Origin of the sequence: Brevibacterium sp. HMSC08F02 (genome assembly GCF_001807555.1) — a bacterium.
In the GTDB taxonomy this organism is placed as follows: domain Bacteria; phylum Actinomycetota; class Actinomycetes; order Actinomycetales; family Brevibacteriaceae; genus Brevibacterium; species Brevibacterium ravenspurgense.
Genome location: NZ_KV789364.1, coordinates 1 through 15006 on the forward strand (window position 1 = coordinate 1; position 15006 = coordinate 15006).

A 15006-nucleotide genomic window follows, 5' to 3' on the forward strand; every position below is an offset into this window, starting at 1 on the left:
ATCACACGATTAACTAACCTCCCCGATCAGTACAACCTGGTTATTCGCTGCACGACCCACGACCCGGACGGCTGTGTTCCCGAAGCCAAGGACGAGTTTCCCGGCGTGGACTATTGCCCTAGCCTGAACCACCTACTTCGGGACGAACCAGCTCCAGGATTCGACATCACCCACGACATCATCCGCGCAATGCTCCCCTACCGCGGGATTCACATGGAGGTATCGCCGCGGATTCTCGACGGTGATGTAGACATCGAGCAGCTGTAGCTGCCGGCTACGCTGTAAGCCATGAAGGAACCCAGCTGTGGTGTGTGCTGCGGCTGGGTTTCTTCTTGGGGAGGGTGAAGAGGGGACGTGATGGGACACCGGCCACGTCTTAAGTCGGGCAGCGTCTCCGCCAGACCCGGCAGAACTTGCACACCGCTGACTGTAAGCATATACTTACACCTGACATCGTTCGATTACGATACGGAGGGATGATGGACGCAGCACGGCTCGCTCAGATGCTCAGTGCTCTCGGAAGTGAGCCTCGGTTGCGAATTATCGCCTCCCTAGAGACGGATTCGACCCATGTCAGTGAGCTGGCCCGCCGACTCGGGATGTCTCGGCCACTGCTCTACCAGCACCTCAACCGCTTGGAAGCTGCTGGACTCATCGAGAGTGGCCTGGAACAGCTCGGAGAGAGCCGAGTGAGGAAGCACTACTGGGTCGCTCCGTTTCAGCTTGAAGTAACTCCAGACCACATTAGGCACCTGATTAATCAAGAACAGAAAAGGGAATCTTCGTGACACTTACCGCTACCGTATTTCTTATCATCCTCGCCGCCGCACTACCACTCGCGATCTTCGTTGCTCTTACCGTCTGGGTGGTACGCACCGTCACCAGCGCACGACGCGAAACGGCGACGGCGATCGATGGTTCAAACCAACTCATCGTGGAGCACCTACGCAACATCACCGAGCGGTTGGATCGGATTGAGGCCCAACTCAGCGAGATCCCCGAGTAATCAGGCTCTTCCTTAAACAAGGGGCGCGGTGGTTTTGGCTCCGCGCTATGGGCTGTCACAACGTATGCGCTAAGCGCGTCGCGTAGACCTCCAGCAACATAAACTTGCTTGTGGCTTTGGCGGCGGGGTGTGTCTCCGGTCGGGGTGCTGGCCTGCCTCCCTCGCGGATACAGGCTAGGGCTGGGGACGAACCTCCTGATGTGACACCACCCGCTACCTCTTCAGCCCCACTAGCCGACGGAACCGGGAACGGAAACCGACGGAAACCACCACTGTGGTTAGTGCCGTTGCAGGTGGATGGGTAGTTTCGCAAAAGACTCAAGGCCCGAACCGGTTGGTTCGGGCCTTGAACGTCTATGCCGGACAGTTCAGCACATTGGCGCGGTAGAAGCGCCCAGTATCGCAGCTTCAGCGCTTGCTGTCGTAGTCCGAGATGATGCCGATGCGGCGCACGTGGCGTTCGTCTTCCGAGAACGGTTCGTCAAGGAACGCGTCGACAATCGCAATTGCCTGGTCTTCCGGGTGCTGGCGAGCGCCGATCGACACGAGCCAGGCGTCGTTGTGCTGTCGTGCCAGGCGGGCGATTTCTTCGTTCCAGGCCAAAGCACAGCGAGCGCCCTGAACCTTGTTTGCCGCAATCTGCTCGCCGTTGCCGGAACCGCCGATGACAACGCCGAGGGAGTCTTTTCCATCGCGGCGGTCGTCAACAACGCCCTGGGCTGCATCAATGCAGAACTGGGGGTAGTCATCGAGTGCGTCGTATTCCAGTGCTCCGTGGTCGACGACGTCGAAACCGCGGGTCTGCAGGTGTGTTTTCAGGGCTTCTTTGAACTCATAGCCGGCGTGGTCTGTTCCCAAGTGAATTCGCATGCCCTCAGCCTACCGACTTTCGCCTTGCTCTTTCAGCTCAGTGTTCTTGCCTGGCGGTCCGGTTTTCAGCCTGTGCTTCCCCACCGTGGAAGAATGAGTTCAGTTCACCTGAGAATGAGCTCAGTTCGACTACCTGAAGAGGACGCGACGTGGCACAGTACAACCTGACCGAAGCTGAAACCGCTGAACGCGCTGAGATTGTCAGCGTGGATTCCTATGAAGTCCTGCTGGGGCTGACCGGGAAGGGTGAAACGTTCCGGTCTGTCACGACTGTGCGCTTCTCTGCTCAGGCTGGTTCGTCGACTTTCATTGATGCCATTGTCGATTCTGTTCACTCCATTACTCTCAATGGCCGCTCTGTTGATCCTGAAGCTGCGGGCCGTCCTGGTCGCATTCTCCTGAACGACCTTGCCGCAGACAATGTTCTGACTGTCGATGCTGAATTCTTCTACATGAACACCGGTGAAGGTCTGCACCGGTTCACGGACCCCGTGGATGACGAGGTGTATCTCTACACCCAGTTCGAGGTTCCGGATGCCCGCCGTGTCTTCGCTGTGTTTGAGCAGCCGGATCTCAAGGCGGACTTCTCTTTTACGGTCGTTGCTCCCGAACACTGGGACGTGGTGTCGAACTCCCCCACTCCCGCACCTGCTGAGCCGGGCGCCGATGCTGAGGTTCTCGGTCTTGACGGGCAGGGCCTGAAGTCGTGGCGCTTTGCTCCCACACCGCGCATTTCCAGTTACATCACCGCGCTTGTTGCGGGCCCCTACCGCAGTGTCCACGATGAGCTGGTCAGCTCCGACGGTTCGACGGTGCCGCTTGGCGTGTATGCGCGCGCTTCCCTGTTTGATCACCTGGACCCGGAGAACATCTTCGACATCACCAAGAGGGGCTTTGTCTTCTTCGAAGAGCTCTTCGATACCCCGTACCCCTTTGCGAAATACGATCAGCTGTTTGTTCCCGAGTTCAACGCCGGAGCAATGGAGAACGCCGGTGCGGTGACGATTGTGGAGGACTACGTCTTCCGCTCCCGCCCCACCGAAGCGGCCGTGGAGCGTCGTGCGGTCACGATCCTGCACGAGCTGGCCCACATGTGGTTCGGGGACCTCGTTACGATGAAGTGGTGGGACGATCTGTGGCTGAATGAGTCCTTTGCCGAGTTCATGTCCACGCTGGCCACTGCTGAGGCCACTGAGTTCTCTGAAGCCTGGGCAACCTTCGCTGCGTCTGAGAAGTCGTGGGCGTACGCCCAGGACCAGCTGCCGAGCACTCACCCGATTGCAGCCGGTATGGGCGATCTTGTGGACATCGAAACGAACTTCGATGGAATCACCTACGCCAAGGGCGCTTCGGTGCTCAAGCAGCTGGTGGCCTATGTCGGCCGCGAGAACTTCTTCCGGGGCGTGAAGTCGTATTTCGACAAGCACGCCTGGTCGAACACCCGTCTGGCTGATCTTCTGACAGAGCTCGAGGCTGCTTCGGGCCGTGATCTTCAGCGTTGGACTCGACTGTGGATTCAGGAGAGCGGTGTCAACATCCTCCGTCCGCAGTACGAGGAGGAGGACGGTCTGCTGACAGAACTCACTGTGGTGCAGCAGCCCTGTGTTCTGCCCGGTCACGAGGTGCCGAGCCTCCGCCCGCACCGTCTGGGGGTTGGTCTGTACTCGGTTCTCGAGGGGCGGCTTAAGCGGACTGCTCTGCACGAAATCGATGTTGATGGTGAGGCGGCCGAGGTGCCGGTCGATGAGGACACACCGGTGCCTGACCTCATCGTCGTCAATGACGGGGATCTGACCTATGCGAAGGTCCGCTTGGATGAACGCGGTTTGAAGACTGTGCGCACGCATTTCGGCGACCTCAATGATTCGCTGACGCAGCTTGTCGTGTTGGGTTCCGTATGGGACATGGCCCGCGATGCCGAGATCCCAGTGACGGACTACATTTCCCTGGTCTGCGACAACCTTGAGCACCTCGTACATTCGACTGGTCTGCAGACGCACCTGCGGCAGTTGGAAACAGCCGTGTTCTCCTACACTCCCCCGGCCCTGCGGGACACTGCCGCCGAACGCACTGCCGAGGCGCTGTGGGCTGCCGCCGGCTCCGCCCCGGAGGGAAGCGACCAACAGTTCCAGTTCCTCCGCGGTTTTGTCAGCTTCGCCCAGTCAGACGATCAGCTGCGGCTTCTCGCCCAGCTGCTCAGCGGAGAACAGCCGCTGCCGGAAGGTCAGAAGCTCGACGACGAACTGCGCTGGCACATGCTGACAGCCCTGGCCGGTCACAACCGCGCTGGCGAAGACGACATCGAGCGCACGCTCCAAGCTGATAACACCGCCGCCGGTCAGCGCAGTGCCGCACGTGCCGAAGCTTCGATTCCCACCCCGGCGGCAAAAACAGCCGCTTTCAGAGCTCTGACGGAAGACAGCGGCCTGCCCAACGCCGTACTCTCGGCAACCGCTCGCGGCTTCGCCTCCGGACTGCAGAAATCTGACGGCTCGCTCATCACGGCAGAGGCTCCATTCGACGACTTTGCGGCCGAATACTTCGCCCGGGCTGAAAGCTGGTGGGACACACAAACCCTTGAGATCGCACAGACGCTCACCCTGTGGCTTTTCCCGCCCGCGACCGAAGCGACAGTCGCCATGGCCGAACAGTGGCTGGAGGAACACCGGGAGGCCAACCGCGGACTGCAGCGAACAATGGTGGAGAACCTCGACCGAGCACGGAGGGCGTTGGCGGTCCAGCGCCGCAGCGAACATCCATGACCGCACACGAAGCGCACGGCCAGCGTTCCTTGTGCTCCCTCTGATGTTCACTTCCTACACTTGAGGGCGTATGACTGTATTGACATCTGCTGATTCGACCCCTTCGCCGGCACCAACCGACACGATCGGCGAAATCGCTGAAACCGCATCCGATCCGGCGTGGTGGACCGCCCTTCTGGGCACTCCGCTGCGCATTGCGCTCATCGTGGTGTTTGCGGTTATTGCGTCCCTGATTCTGCGCCGCATGATCGGCAAGTTCGCACGGAAGATCGCTGACGGCACGACCGCTGCGAACAAACGCCGACACTACGACGACGGAACCCGTTCCGACCCCGTTTCACGGGCACGACGCGCACAGAGAGCCAACACAGTCGGCTCCCTGCTGTCGTCATTCGCAACCATCATCGTGGCGGCAATCGCGGGACTCATGGTCCTGCAGGAGGTCGGCATCAACCCGGCGCCGATCCTGGCCTCGGCCGGTGTGGCGGGTATCGCGCTGGGCTTCGGTGCACAGTCACTCGTGCGCGACTACCTGTCGGGATTCTTCATCGTGGTTGAAGACCAGTACGGCATCGGCGACACAGTCGACTTGGGCGAGGCAATCGGCACCGTCGAAGAGGTTGGCCTGCGCACCACCCGCATCCGCGACGTCGAGGGCACCCTGTGGCACGTGCCGAATGGAGAAATCCTGCGCGTGGGCAACCAGTCACAGGGCTGGTCGCGGGCCGTTGTCGATGTACCCGTACCCGTCGACATCAACCAGAACACTGCGACCGACATCATCACCCGCGCCATCACCCAGCTCATGAGTGACCCGAACCGTGCGTCCGTCATCATGGAAGACCCGGAGATCATCGGCATTCAGGAACTGACCGGCTCGTCGACAACCATCCGCGTGTTCATCAAAACCCTCCCCAACGAACAGTGGGCTATTGCCCGAGCCTTCCGGTCCTGCCTCAAGTCTGAGTTCGACAAGGCCGGGGTCGCCATCGCCCTGCCTGACCAGATGGTCATCAAGGAGACACCGGGTCAGGCACCACCGGCTGCGACCGGAGCCGATGCCGACGACGGTTCACACGCCTCGAGCAGCTGAACCAGGCGACCTAAACGACGGCCTGACCCACTGCTGAAGCACATAGGAGACAATGACGGCATGACAAACGGTTATGAGCGCCCCGCCAGCGTTTTCGACATGGTCGGCGGACACGAAGCTTTCACCACCCTTGTCGACACCTTCTACGACGGCGTGGCACAGGACGACTACCTCATCGCCATGTACCCGGAGGGCCACGAACTCGAAGGAGCCAAGCACCGCCTGCAGACGTTCCTCGAACAGTACTTCGGCGGCCCCACCACCTATCAGGAAGAGCGTGGCCACCCGCGCCTGCGCATGCGCCACGCGCCCTTCCCCGTCACGCCGAAATCACGCGAACACTGGCTCAAGCACATGCGCCACGCCCTTGACCAGCTGAACCTGCCGCCCATGTACGACAGCCTCATGTGGGACTACTTTGAGCGTGCCGCCACAGCTATGCTCAACACACCGGACGAAGACTCAGACGAGCACCGAATCGATCCCAGCCGCCGGCTGCTCTGATTGCACCGGCAGGGTTTTCAGCCTGCCTCGATTGAGCGGGTGATGATGAAACCCGCAGGTGTCGCAAAGCGCAGCCACGGACCGCTGCGGTAGACCATCGCGGTCTCACCCACGGCAAAACCAGCCACGTCCATGCCGAAAGCTGCCCCCAGCGGAGCAGTCTCACAGCCGGGCAGCGGACGCGACCACACCATCCGGCGAACCTTGTCCACGGCCAGCGCTCCCGCACCAGAAGGTGAGGCTTCCGCCACAGCGGCAATTCCCTCAGCGGCGGCTTCCCGCAGCTGCTGAACCGGCAGCTGCGCTGCCGCCTCCCACCCCGCACGAGGTGGAGTCACGGCCGCCCACGGCATCCTCACCTCGGCAGGGGGAACACTGAGGTCCAGTCCCCCGGTGCGATCCATACGGGCAAAGCGGTCGGTAAGCCCGGAAGCCGGAACCACCGCATCGACCCCGTCGGCAGATGCCGAGCGCAGACGCAGAGCGCGCATCGCAATGACCAGCGGAAGTTCGTCGCCAAGGCCCTTGGGGTACAGAGGAGCACCGGAGACGACCAGGACATCCCCTACTCCGGTCAGCCGCAGTGCAGCACCGGAATCGACACGCTGCATACGCGCAGTGAACTGCCGCAGATCGGCAGCGTCGGCTTCCGCCTGCAGTTCAAACGCCGGCTGTTCCACGCTCACCTCCGCTTGAGCGGAAGCGGACCGACGGCGCAGTCGGCGAAAGCCGCCTGTTCGTCATCACGCAAACGGCGCGCGCGGCCGGTTTCCCCGTCTACGAAGACAAGATCAGATTCAGCGACCGAATAGACCTTCGAAGCATCCGGTTCGAGAATCACATAGCCGACCTTGATGATGACCGGCGTGATCTTGACGATGCACACATCAATTGCGATCGGACCGTCTCTGTACGGGATGGGGTCGCGGTAGTCAATCGCGTGACCGGACACCAGGATCTGCACGTCGGCAGAAGCCTCACGGAATACCGGCGGCATGACAAGACCGAAAGCATCCGTGCGCTCACCGCCGGGCAGCTCACCGGGAATGACATCGCGTGCCGCAGTCGGAGAGCCGAACGCTTTGACACGCGCCTCTTCCAACAGCTTCAGCTGTGTCACGTTGTTGACGTGCCCGTAGGCGTCCATATCACCCCAACGCAGCTCCACGAGCGTTCGCGTAAAGGGGCCGTCGATGAGTGGATTGTGAAGTTCGGTCATGCCGCCATCTTCGCATGACTGAACTCAACGCGTGTCAGATGCGGGCCACAGCGAGAGTTTTCTGCGTATCCTGAGCCAAGGTACGTACGAAGGAGCAGCATGGCCGACACCAGCAACAAGAATGTTCTCGAAAAGATCATCGAGCTCGAAAAGCTCACAGATCCTCCCGCCGGCGGTGAAGAGTTCGGATTCCGGGTGTGGAATCAGCCCAAACCGGACGGCAGGCTTTTCGGCGGGCAGGTCCTCGCTCAGTGCGTTATGGCAGCCTCGGCCACGGTCGATGACGACCGCCCCATCCACTCCTTCCACGGCTACTTCCTGCGGGCCGGCGCCGTCGACGAAGAAACGACAATCGGCGTTGAGGATCTGCGTGATGGCGGTTCTTTCTCAGCCAGGCGAGTCCAGGCCTACCAAAAGGGCATGCCGATCCTGTCGGGAATCTCCTCGTTTCAAAAAGTGCAGCCCGGCCTTGAGCACCGCGAGCCCATGCCGCAGGCTCTCCCCCACCCCGAAGCGCTGCCGAGCCTGGAGAAAATCCTCGGAAAGCTTGATATCACCCGCTTCACCCGAGCTGAGCGGATGCGGGAATGGCTCATGCAGCGGCCTTTCGACATCCGCCCCATTTCGCCCGACATTCACGCGGGCTTTCTCGGCTCACCCGAACCCATCAACCGCTTCTGGGCGCGTCTGAAGGAGCCGTTTACAGGCATAGACAGCCGTGCTGCGACCGCCGCGATCCTGGCCTATGCCAGTGACTTCGCGATGCTTGAACCGAGCTTGCGCGTTCACGGTCTCACATGGGCTGATCCGCGCCTGCGGATTGCCAGCCTCGATCACGCCATGTGGTGGCACTCGCACGTCGACGTGACCGGCTGGCTGCTGTTCGACATGTCCTCCCCGTCTTCCGATGGCGGGCGGGGCCTGGGCATTGGTCGGATCTACAACCAGAAGGGCGAACTCGCAGCCTCCGTCGCCCAGCAGGGCATGGTGCGGCTGAAGGAAAGCTGACTCATACAAACATGTGGGGCCCGCCGTATTCGGCGGGCCCCACATGTTTGTGCGCTGTGAGCGGCAGCGGCTGTACGTCAGTCGCGCGTCAGTCTGCGGTGCGTGGTGCGGTGCGGGCGAGCTGCCTCTACACCGAGGCGTTCAACCTTGTTCTTTTCGTAGCCTTCGAAGTTGCCTTCGAACCAGTACCACTGAGCCGGGTTCTCTTCTGTGCCTTCCCACGCGAGGATGTGCGTGGCCACACGGTCGAGGAACCAGCGGTCGTGGGTAACTACCACGGCACAGCCGGGGAACTCGAGAAGAGCGTTTTCCAGCGATGCCAGGGTTTCGACGTCGAGGTCGTTGGTCGGTTCGTCAAGCAGCAGCAGGTTCCCGCCTTGCTTGAGCGTCAGCGCCAGGTTCAGGCGGTTGCGCTCACCACCGGAGAGCACACCTGCCTTCTTCTGCTGGTCTGCGCCCTTGAACCCGAAGGCGGACACATAGGCGCGCGACGGCATTTCAACCTGGCCGACCTGAATGTAGTCGAGGCCATCCGAAACAACTTCCCACAGGGACTTGTTCGGGTCGATGCCCTCACGTGACTGGTCGACGTAGGAGATCTTGACGGTCTCACCGATCTTGAGGGTGCCTCCGTCGAGTTCTTCCAGTCCGACAATCGTCTTGAACAGCGTGGACTTACCCACACCGTTGGGGCCGATCACACCGACAATGCCGTTGGGCGGAAGCGAGAACGACAGCCCGTCGATGAGTTTGCGACCGTCGAAGCCCTTCTGCAGGTTCTCTGCTTCGATCACAACGGTTCCCAGGCGCGGGCCCGGCGGAATCTGGATTTCTTCGAAGTCCAACTTGCGTGTCTTCTCGGCTTCTGCCGCCATTTCCTCGTAGCGGGCCAGACGTGCCTTCGACTTGGTCTGGCGACCCTTGGCGTTGGAGCGAACCCATTCGAGTTCATCTGCCAGGCGCTTGGCCAGCTTGGCGTCCTTCTTGCCCTGCACCTGGAGACGTTCCTTCTTCTTCTCAAGGTACGTCGTGTAGTTGCCCTCGTAGGGGTACAGCTGTCCGCGGTCGACTTCGGCAATCCACTCCGCAACGTGGTCGAGGAAGTAGCGGTCGTGGGTAATCGCGATGACAGCGCCCGGGTAGGTGCTCAGGTGCTGCTCGAGCCACAGAACGGATTCGGCGTCCAGGTGGTTAGTGGGCTCGTCCAGCAGCAGGAGGTCCGGCTTTTCCAGCAGGAGCTTGCACAGTGCCACACGGCGACGCTCACCACCGGACAGGTGGGTGACGGGTTCGTCGCCGGGAGGGCAGCGCAGCGCGTCCATGGCCTGGTCCAGCTGCGAATCAAGATCCCACGCATCGGCGTTGTCGATCTCTTCCTGCAGTTTGCCCATTTCTTCCATGAGCGCGTCGAAATCGGCGTCTGGCTGTGCCATTTCGTCGGAGATTGCGTTGAAGCGAGCGACTTTGCCCATGATGTCGCCGACTGCTTCTTCGACGTTTTCGCGGACCGTCTTGTCTTCATTCAGCGGCGGTTCCTGCTGCAGGATGCCGACCGTGTAGCCGGGCGACAGCCGAGCTTCGCCGTTCGAGGGCTGGTCGAGCCCAGCCATGATCTTGAGGATGGTTGATTTACCGGCACCGTTGGGGCCGACCATGCCGATCTTCGCACCGGGGAAGAAAGACATGGAAACGTCGTCGAGAATAACCTTGTCACCGTGCGCTTTGCGCGCTTTGTGCATGGTGTAAATGAACTCTGCCATAGCACCTAAGGGTATCGGCAGGGCTCCCGATCAGCTAATCCGAGGTATCAGAGTCCGTCGTCTTTGCGCTGATGCATGTCTTCGCCCGGAAGATGACCCGCACCGTTGTCGTCGCTTCCTTCTTCGCGCTGTTCACCCGCGGGCATTTTCACACCCTTGGGGCGGTCGACTTCGCCGATGAGACAGTCGTCATTGGACTTCAAGGGCGGGTACAGGGCAGCCGTGGCCCCGCCGTTGCGGATCTCCCCAATGACGCAGCCCTTCTTCACTTTGACGGCAAAGACCTTCGAGGGGACATCGTGGTCCAAAGGCGATTTGTCAAGGGTTGCGGCGATGTTCTCCGGCTTGTAACCCCCGTCTTGAAGAACCTTGAGGGTTTCTTCGCTCGTGGGGATGCCGTCTTTTTGTGTCAGCGGTTCGATGACCTTGAGAACTTTTTCGACTTCCGCAGTCTGTTTGCCGGCTGGGCCGCCCTCAGGTTCTGAGGCCGATCCGAAAAGCCCGCAGCCGGACAGCACAAGAGCGGCCAGGCCGCTGGAAGAGATAACCGCTGCTGCGCGGGCGCCGAAGAGTTTCACAGTAGACAACTGTAGTACCTTTTCGGCGCCCGCACTCGCAGGCCGGCCCGGGCACGGGGCAGAAAAATCAGAACGGCGGGCCTTCTCCCCCGGCGCCGGCGCCCGCCATCTGCGGTTCGCTGTCCGTGCTGGCAGAGGAACCGCTGTCGACAGAGACCGCGGGCTGATCCGAGTCTCCGGCATCATTTGCCGCGGGGGCGTCGACTTTGGCCCACGGACTGTCACTGTGGCGCTGTTTGATTTCTTCCATTTTCTCGTTTTCTTCGGCCGTAACTGAATTGGAGCGGAACACCGCCATGCCGAAGGACAGATCCGGACCGACCGCGTGGGCGTTGACAGTCAAACGCTCCCCGCTGGCGGTCTCGGTTTCCCACTGGTCCATCGACACCCGGCCGATGACAATGACCCGTTGGCCCTTCTGCAGGGAGCCTGCGACATTGATGGCCCAGGGCCTCCAGACTTTGACGTCGTACCAGGTGGTTGGGCGATTGACATACGTGCCGTCATCTGTGCGGTAAGCGTCGTTGACCGCAAGACGGAAGCTCGCCCAGGTGCTGCCGTTCGAAGCGGTGCCCGAACGAATATCGCTGCCGACATTGCCGACGAGGTAGGTGTAGTGCTGCATTGCTGTTCCTTTCGATCAGAAGAGGTACAGCAATGGTCACCAGCCGCAAACGTTCAGAGAAGAGTGCAAAAGGCCCTGTGGAAAGCCGGAGGACCGTCCACAGGGCCGAGCGCACAAGTCAGCGTCAGAGCACTGACGCCCAGCTGCTCAGCTCAGAGCGTGATAGGTTTCCCTGTGCTTGCGCAGAAGCCGCGTCACAGGTTCGAACACATTGTCTTTCGCGGCCGAGTGAACTGCTCGCTCAATGTCTTCTTCCACCTGGGCTCGGGCATCATCAGCGCCCTTGCGCCTGGCATTCGCGGCCAAGACGGACGTGATGATCGAGCCGATAATGCCAATCACCAGCGGTGCGGCGGCAATCAGGCCCAAGACACTGAGCCGCATGTTCGGCAGGGCCGTCCACAGAATTTCCGGGAAAAAGAAGATTAAGACAGCGGCCGCTGCAGTGGTGATGATCCCGAGGATCGTGAGGATGAAGAACAGCCACTGGAAGAAGCTGGCAACACCCCACCAGCCGGGCCGGCGATGCGAAATGTCGACACTCGAGACAGCTGATTCTAGATCTGCTGAAATGCGAGCGGCACTCTGATCTTCCGCTGCTGCCGCGGCGCGCTTCCACGCTGCGGGTAGTCTGCGCGTGGCACCGCTGATGACCTCGTGGGCCGCAAGATTGATGCGTGCGGTCTGCGGCTGTGTCAGCTCCGGCTGTGCCGCCCGCAGAAGAACTTCGCGGTCTCCCCCGTGGCGGGCGCCAAGCGGGTCGGCTTTTCCGCGGGATGCTTTGGCAAGCAGCGGATAGGCGGTCTTGGCGTATGCGCGACGGGCGTAGTCATCGTGCACGGTTTGCGCAATGGCCGATGTGCCGACGGCTTCGTTCATAGCGCCGATGAGGATGTCCGACTGGGGAATCTGCTCCGGGTCGTCAACCGGACGGCCCAGTTCAGCGCGAATGCGCCCGGCGACATCGGCAAGCTCCTGTTCGATGCGGCGTTTGCCGGCTTCGCGGCTTTCGATCATCTTGACCAGCTGACGACGGATCTCGGGCACGCCTTCGCGTGTGACGGCACTCGCGGCTGCCACTGTGGCCTTTTCCATGCCGTCGGCTTCCAGAAGGCTGCGCAGGTGGCCCAGGGTGGCCTTCTTCTGTTCGGCATCAAGGCGGTCAACCTGGTTGAGCACAACAACGGTGCTTTCGGCTGCCGCTGACATCTTCGACAGGTAGCGGTTGTGCAGCGAGAAGTCCGCATACTTCTGCGGGTCGACAACCCAGAAGACGACGTCAACCATGTCGATGAGCCGGTCCGAGACTTCCCGGTGGGCGTAGGCGGTCGAGTCGTGGTCGGGAAGATCAATGAGAATCAGACCGCGAAGCGGCTCTTCGTCATCCCCGTCGAGAGCGGATTCGCGCCACGTGCGCCGGGAGTTGGGAACTTCGAGCCAGTCGAGGAGGTCGTCTCCGCCCTCGCCCCACACGCATGCAATAGGTTCCGAGGTGGTTGGTCGGCGGACCCCCACCTCGGCGATTTCAAGGCCGGAGACCGCGTTGAACAGAGAAGACTTACCGGAGCCGGTGGAACCTGCAAAGGCCACCACGGTGTGCTCACTGCCGAGACCGCGGCGCGCTTCGGCCCGACGGAGCACCTCGGCGGCAGCCTGCGCGGTTGAAGCGGACAGCGCACCGCCTTCAAGGTCGAGCGCGGTGCGGATGCCCTTGGACAGTTCGTCGGAGCGGTTCACGTCAGGCCTTCCAGTCGGCGAACGGTTGCGCGCAGATCATCAGCTTGGGTTCCGCTGACGGCAACGGAGGCAAGCGCGTCTTCAAAGGGCTCACGGGCCCTCGACAGCAGACTCAGCCCTGTGTCAAGCAAGCGCCGGCGCGCACTCGCGGCGAGCTCTTCTGTGGCTTCCGGACCGAAGATCGTGTTGAGCAGACGGTGCACTGCCAGCCGGTCCTCGTACTCTGCTGAGCCTGTACGAGGCGCCCCCGTTCCCCCAGCACCGGCGCACACGGCATACATCAGCACCCCGGAAACACCTGCGACGCCAAAGGACATGATGCGGGCCTTCGCAGTCTTCGACTGACCGACGCTGCGCACGGTGTCTTCCACACTCGCGGCCCATTCGGCAGCGCGCTGACGGCACAGCTGGTCAAAGCCCGCCGGCAGCGAGCCAAGGCCGGGGTGACGCTCAACAACGGGTCGTCCGTGCGGAAGCTCCTGCCACGTGTCGACTGTCGAACCCGAGGCACGAACGGCCTGTTCGCGCACCAGCACGACAATTGAGGACAGAATCGCCTGAATCAGCAGATCGGCACTGTCGCGCCGGCCGGTGACGGCTGAGGTGATGCGGTCGCGCAGACGGCTGACGGTCGGTTCGAGACCGCGGAAGAACTGGCCGGTGCCGACGAAGTCCTGCCATCTGGCCTGCACTTCACCGCGCAGCACCTTGTCGGCAACAAGAGCCTCGCCCAGCCTCCTGCCGGCCGCGCCGAAGCTGCCTTCTGCGGCCTCCTGCAGTTCGCGGTAAGCGCGCACCTGTTCTTCTGCGCAGTCGGCGAGGACTTCTGTTTGTGGGCGCACCGAGGCCAAGGCGCCCTGAAGGGTGCGCTCGAGGACCGCGGTCCGGGCACGAGGTGACCTCCCCAGGTTCTCGACCCACGACTTCAGGGGGAACACGGCTGCCTCGGGAATGAGGTCGTCTTCCAACTTCAGTTCCGGAACGGTGAAGATCGGCGCGGATCCGTGCCCCGCCTCGGCGAGCAGCTGAGCCAGGTGGTGGCGAACTTCGCGGTTGGCCTGGGGCGGCACGCGGTTCAGGACGACGGCGACTGATGTGCCACGTTCGTCGGCCTGGTGCAGCAGGTCCCACGGGACCGCGTCGGAGTAGCGAACAGCAGTCGTGACGAACAGCCACAGGTCTGCAGCCGACAGCAGCTGCCGGGACAGTTCGCGGTTGGAATCGCGCACGGAGTCAATGTCCGGCGAATCGATGATCGCAAGTCCCCGCGGCACGGCAGTGCTGGCCACCAGGCGCAGCTTCTGCTGGCTTTTAGCGCCCTCACCGCCGTCACGGGTGCGCTGGAGGTGCGGCAGGATCCGGTCGGAAGCGAAATAGGACCGATCTTCCGGATGGTGTACGAGCACCGGCCACACCGTGGTGGGCCTGATGACACCGGACTCTGTGAGCTCTTCGCCGACGATCGAATTGACGAGCGTCGACTTGCCAGAGCCGGTGGACCCGCCGACGACGACCAGCAGCGGTGCATCGGGGTCACGAAGACGCGGAAGCAGGTACTCAGAGATCTGCGTGCCCAGAGCGCGCTGAAGCTGGGAACCCTCTTCAGCCCTCTGCGTGTGCAGGGGAAAGTCGGCAGCGCGCACTCGCGCCGCAGCGTCCGAAAGGATCGGCACTGCTTTGGCACGCAGGTTCAGTCGGTGGGAAGTCACGTACTCACTTTGACGAAATTTTCAGCTTGTCTCCACTCGCCGCGCCGGACAGGGCGGGACAGCTTGCTGTGCGCGGGCTGCGGAACCGCCCGCAGAAACGACTGTGCTCGCTCTGTGCTGGGACAGCAGAACCAG

General features: G+C 61.8%; 15 protein-coding genes. 7 read left to right on the forward strand and 8 right to left on the reverse strand.

What is annotated here, in order from left to right; translation table 11 throughout:
• The 3 genes from HMPREF3172_RS08040 to HMPREF3172_RS08050 form a co-directional block, all read left to right on the forward strand.
• Positions 1-267: hypothetical protein (locus tag HMPREF3172_RS08040; RefSeq protein WP_218078935.1), on the forward strand; the 267-nt coding region annotated here is incomplete at its 5' end.
• Positions 268-503: 236 nt separating this feature from the next.
• Positions 504-788, forward strand: coding sequence for an ArsR/SmtB family transcription factor (locus tag HMPREF3172_RS08045; protein WP_230310978.1), 285 nt, complete (start codon positions 504-506; stop codon positions 786-788).
• Positions 785-1006: a hypothetical protein gene (locus tag HMPREF3172_RS08050; RefSeq protein ID WP_070516675.1), complete on the forward strand. Its 222-nt coding sequence runs from the start codon at positions 785-787 to the stop codon at positions 1004-1006. Before HMPREF3172_RS08045 ends, HMPREF3172_RS08050 begins: the two co-directional genes overlap by 4 nt.
• Positions 1007-1414: 408 nt before the next feature.
• On the opposite strand, the gene HMPREF3172_RS08055 is transcribed toward HMPREF3172_RS08050, so the two are convergent.
• Entirely contained in the window at positions 1415-1876 is a 462-nt protein-coding gene (locus tag HMPREF3172_RS08055) for a ribose-5-phosphate isomerase (protein WP_070423698.1), read from the reverse strand.
• 149 nt (positions 1877-2025) lie between these two features.
• On the opposite strand from HMPREF3172_RS08055, the gene pepN reads away from it, so the two are divergent.
• From pepN to HMPREF3172_RS08070, 3 genes are all read left to right on the forward strand, one after another.
• The gene (pepN, locus tag HMPREF3172_RS08060) at positions 2026-4638 is read left to right on the forward strand and encodes an aminopeptidase N (protein WP_070516676.1); all 2613 of its coding nucleotides are present in this window, start codon (positions 2026-2028) and stop codon (positions 4636-4638) included.
• Positions 4639-4708: 70 nt separating this feature from the next.
• A complete protein-coding gene (locus HMPREF3172_RS08065; RefSeq protein WP_062021677.1) occupies positions 4709-5731 on the forward strand; it encodes a mechanosensitive ion channel family protein in 1023 nt (340 codons plus the stop codon).
• A 60-nt stretch (positions 5732-5791) separates the two neighbouring features.
• Entirely contained in the window at positions 5792-6235 is a 444-nt protein-coding gene (locus HMPREF3172_RS08070) for a globin (protein ID WP_019175413.1), read from the forward strand.
• 17 nt (positions 6236-6252) lie between these two features.
• Here HMPREF3172_RS08070 and HMPREF3172_RS08075 read toward each other — a convergent pair whose 3' ends face one another.
• Together HMPREF3172_RS08075 and HMPREF3172_RS08080 are read right to left on the reverse strand one after the other, a co-directional pair.
• Positions 6253-6915 carry a DUF8185 domain-containing protein gene (locus tag HMPREF3172_RS08075; protein ID WP_083281471.1) on the reverse strand — a complete coding sequence of 221 codons (663 nt, stop codon included), beginning with the start codon at positions 6913-6915 and terminating at the stop codon, positions 6253-6255.
• A 2-nt stretch (positions 6916-6917) separates the two neighbouring features.
• On the reverse strand, positions 6918-7454 hold the full coding sequence (locus HMPREF3172_RS08080; RefSeq protein WP_062021683.1) for an acyl-CoA thioesterase: 537 nt from the start codon (positions 7452-7454) through the stop codon (positions 6918-6920).
• A gap of 99 nt (positions 7455-7553) precedes the next feature.
• Here HMPREF3172_RS08080 and HMPREF3172_RS08085 point away from each other — a divergent pair, with 99 nt between their 5' ends.
• Positions 7554-8462, forward strand: a complete 909-nt coding sequence (locus HMPREF3172_RS08085; RefSeq protein ID WP_070516679.1) for an acyl-CoA thioesterase — start codon at positions 7554-7556, stop codon at positions 8460-8462.
• A gap of 77 nt (positions 8463-8539) precedes the next feature.
• Here HMPREF3172_RS08085 and ettA read toward each other — a convergent pair whose 3' ends face one another.
• The 5 genes from ettA to HMPREF3172_RS08110 form a co-directional block, all read right to left on the reverse strand.
• Positions 8540-10222, reverse strand: coding sequence for an energy-dependent translational throttle protein EttA (gene ettA / locus HMPREF3172_RS08090; RefSeq protein WP_019175417.1), 1683 nt, complete (start codon positions 10220-10222; stop codon positions 8540-8542).
• Positions 10223-10269: 47 nt separating this feature from the next.
• Positions 10270-10800, reverse strand: a complete 531-nt coding sequence (locus HMPREF3172_RS08095) for a DUF6993 domain-containing protein (protein WP_070516681.1) — start codon at positions 10798-10800, stop codon at positions 10270-10272.
• A gap of 67 nt (positions 10801-10867) precedes the next feature.
• Positions 10868-11425: a single-stranded DNA-binding protein gene (locus HMPREF3172_RS08100; protein ID WP_070516684.1), complete on the reverse strand. Its 558-nt coding sequence runs from the start codon at positions 11423-11425 to the stop codon at positions 10868-10870.
• A 147-nt stretch (positions 11426-11572) separates the two neighbouring features.
• Complete coding sequence (locus HMPREF3172_RS08105; RefSeq protein WP_070516687.1) at positions 11573-13162, reverse strand: GTPase; 1590 nt, start codon at positions 13160-13162, stop codon at positions 11573-11575.
• The gene (locus tag HMPREF3172_RS08110) at positions 13159-14871 is read right to left on the reverse strand and encodes a GTPase domain-containing protein (protein ID WP_070516689.1); all 1713 of its coding nucleotides are present in this window, start codon (positions 14869-14871) and stop codon (positions 13159-13161) included. Before HMPREF3172_RS08110 ends, HMPREF3172_RS08105 begins: the two co-directional genes overlap by 4 nt.
• Positions 14872-15006 lie beyond the last annotated feature (135 nt).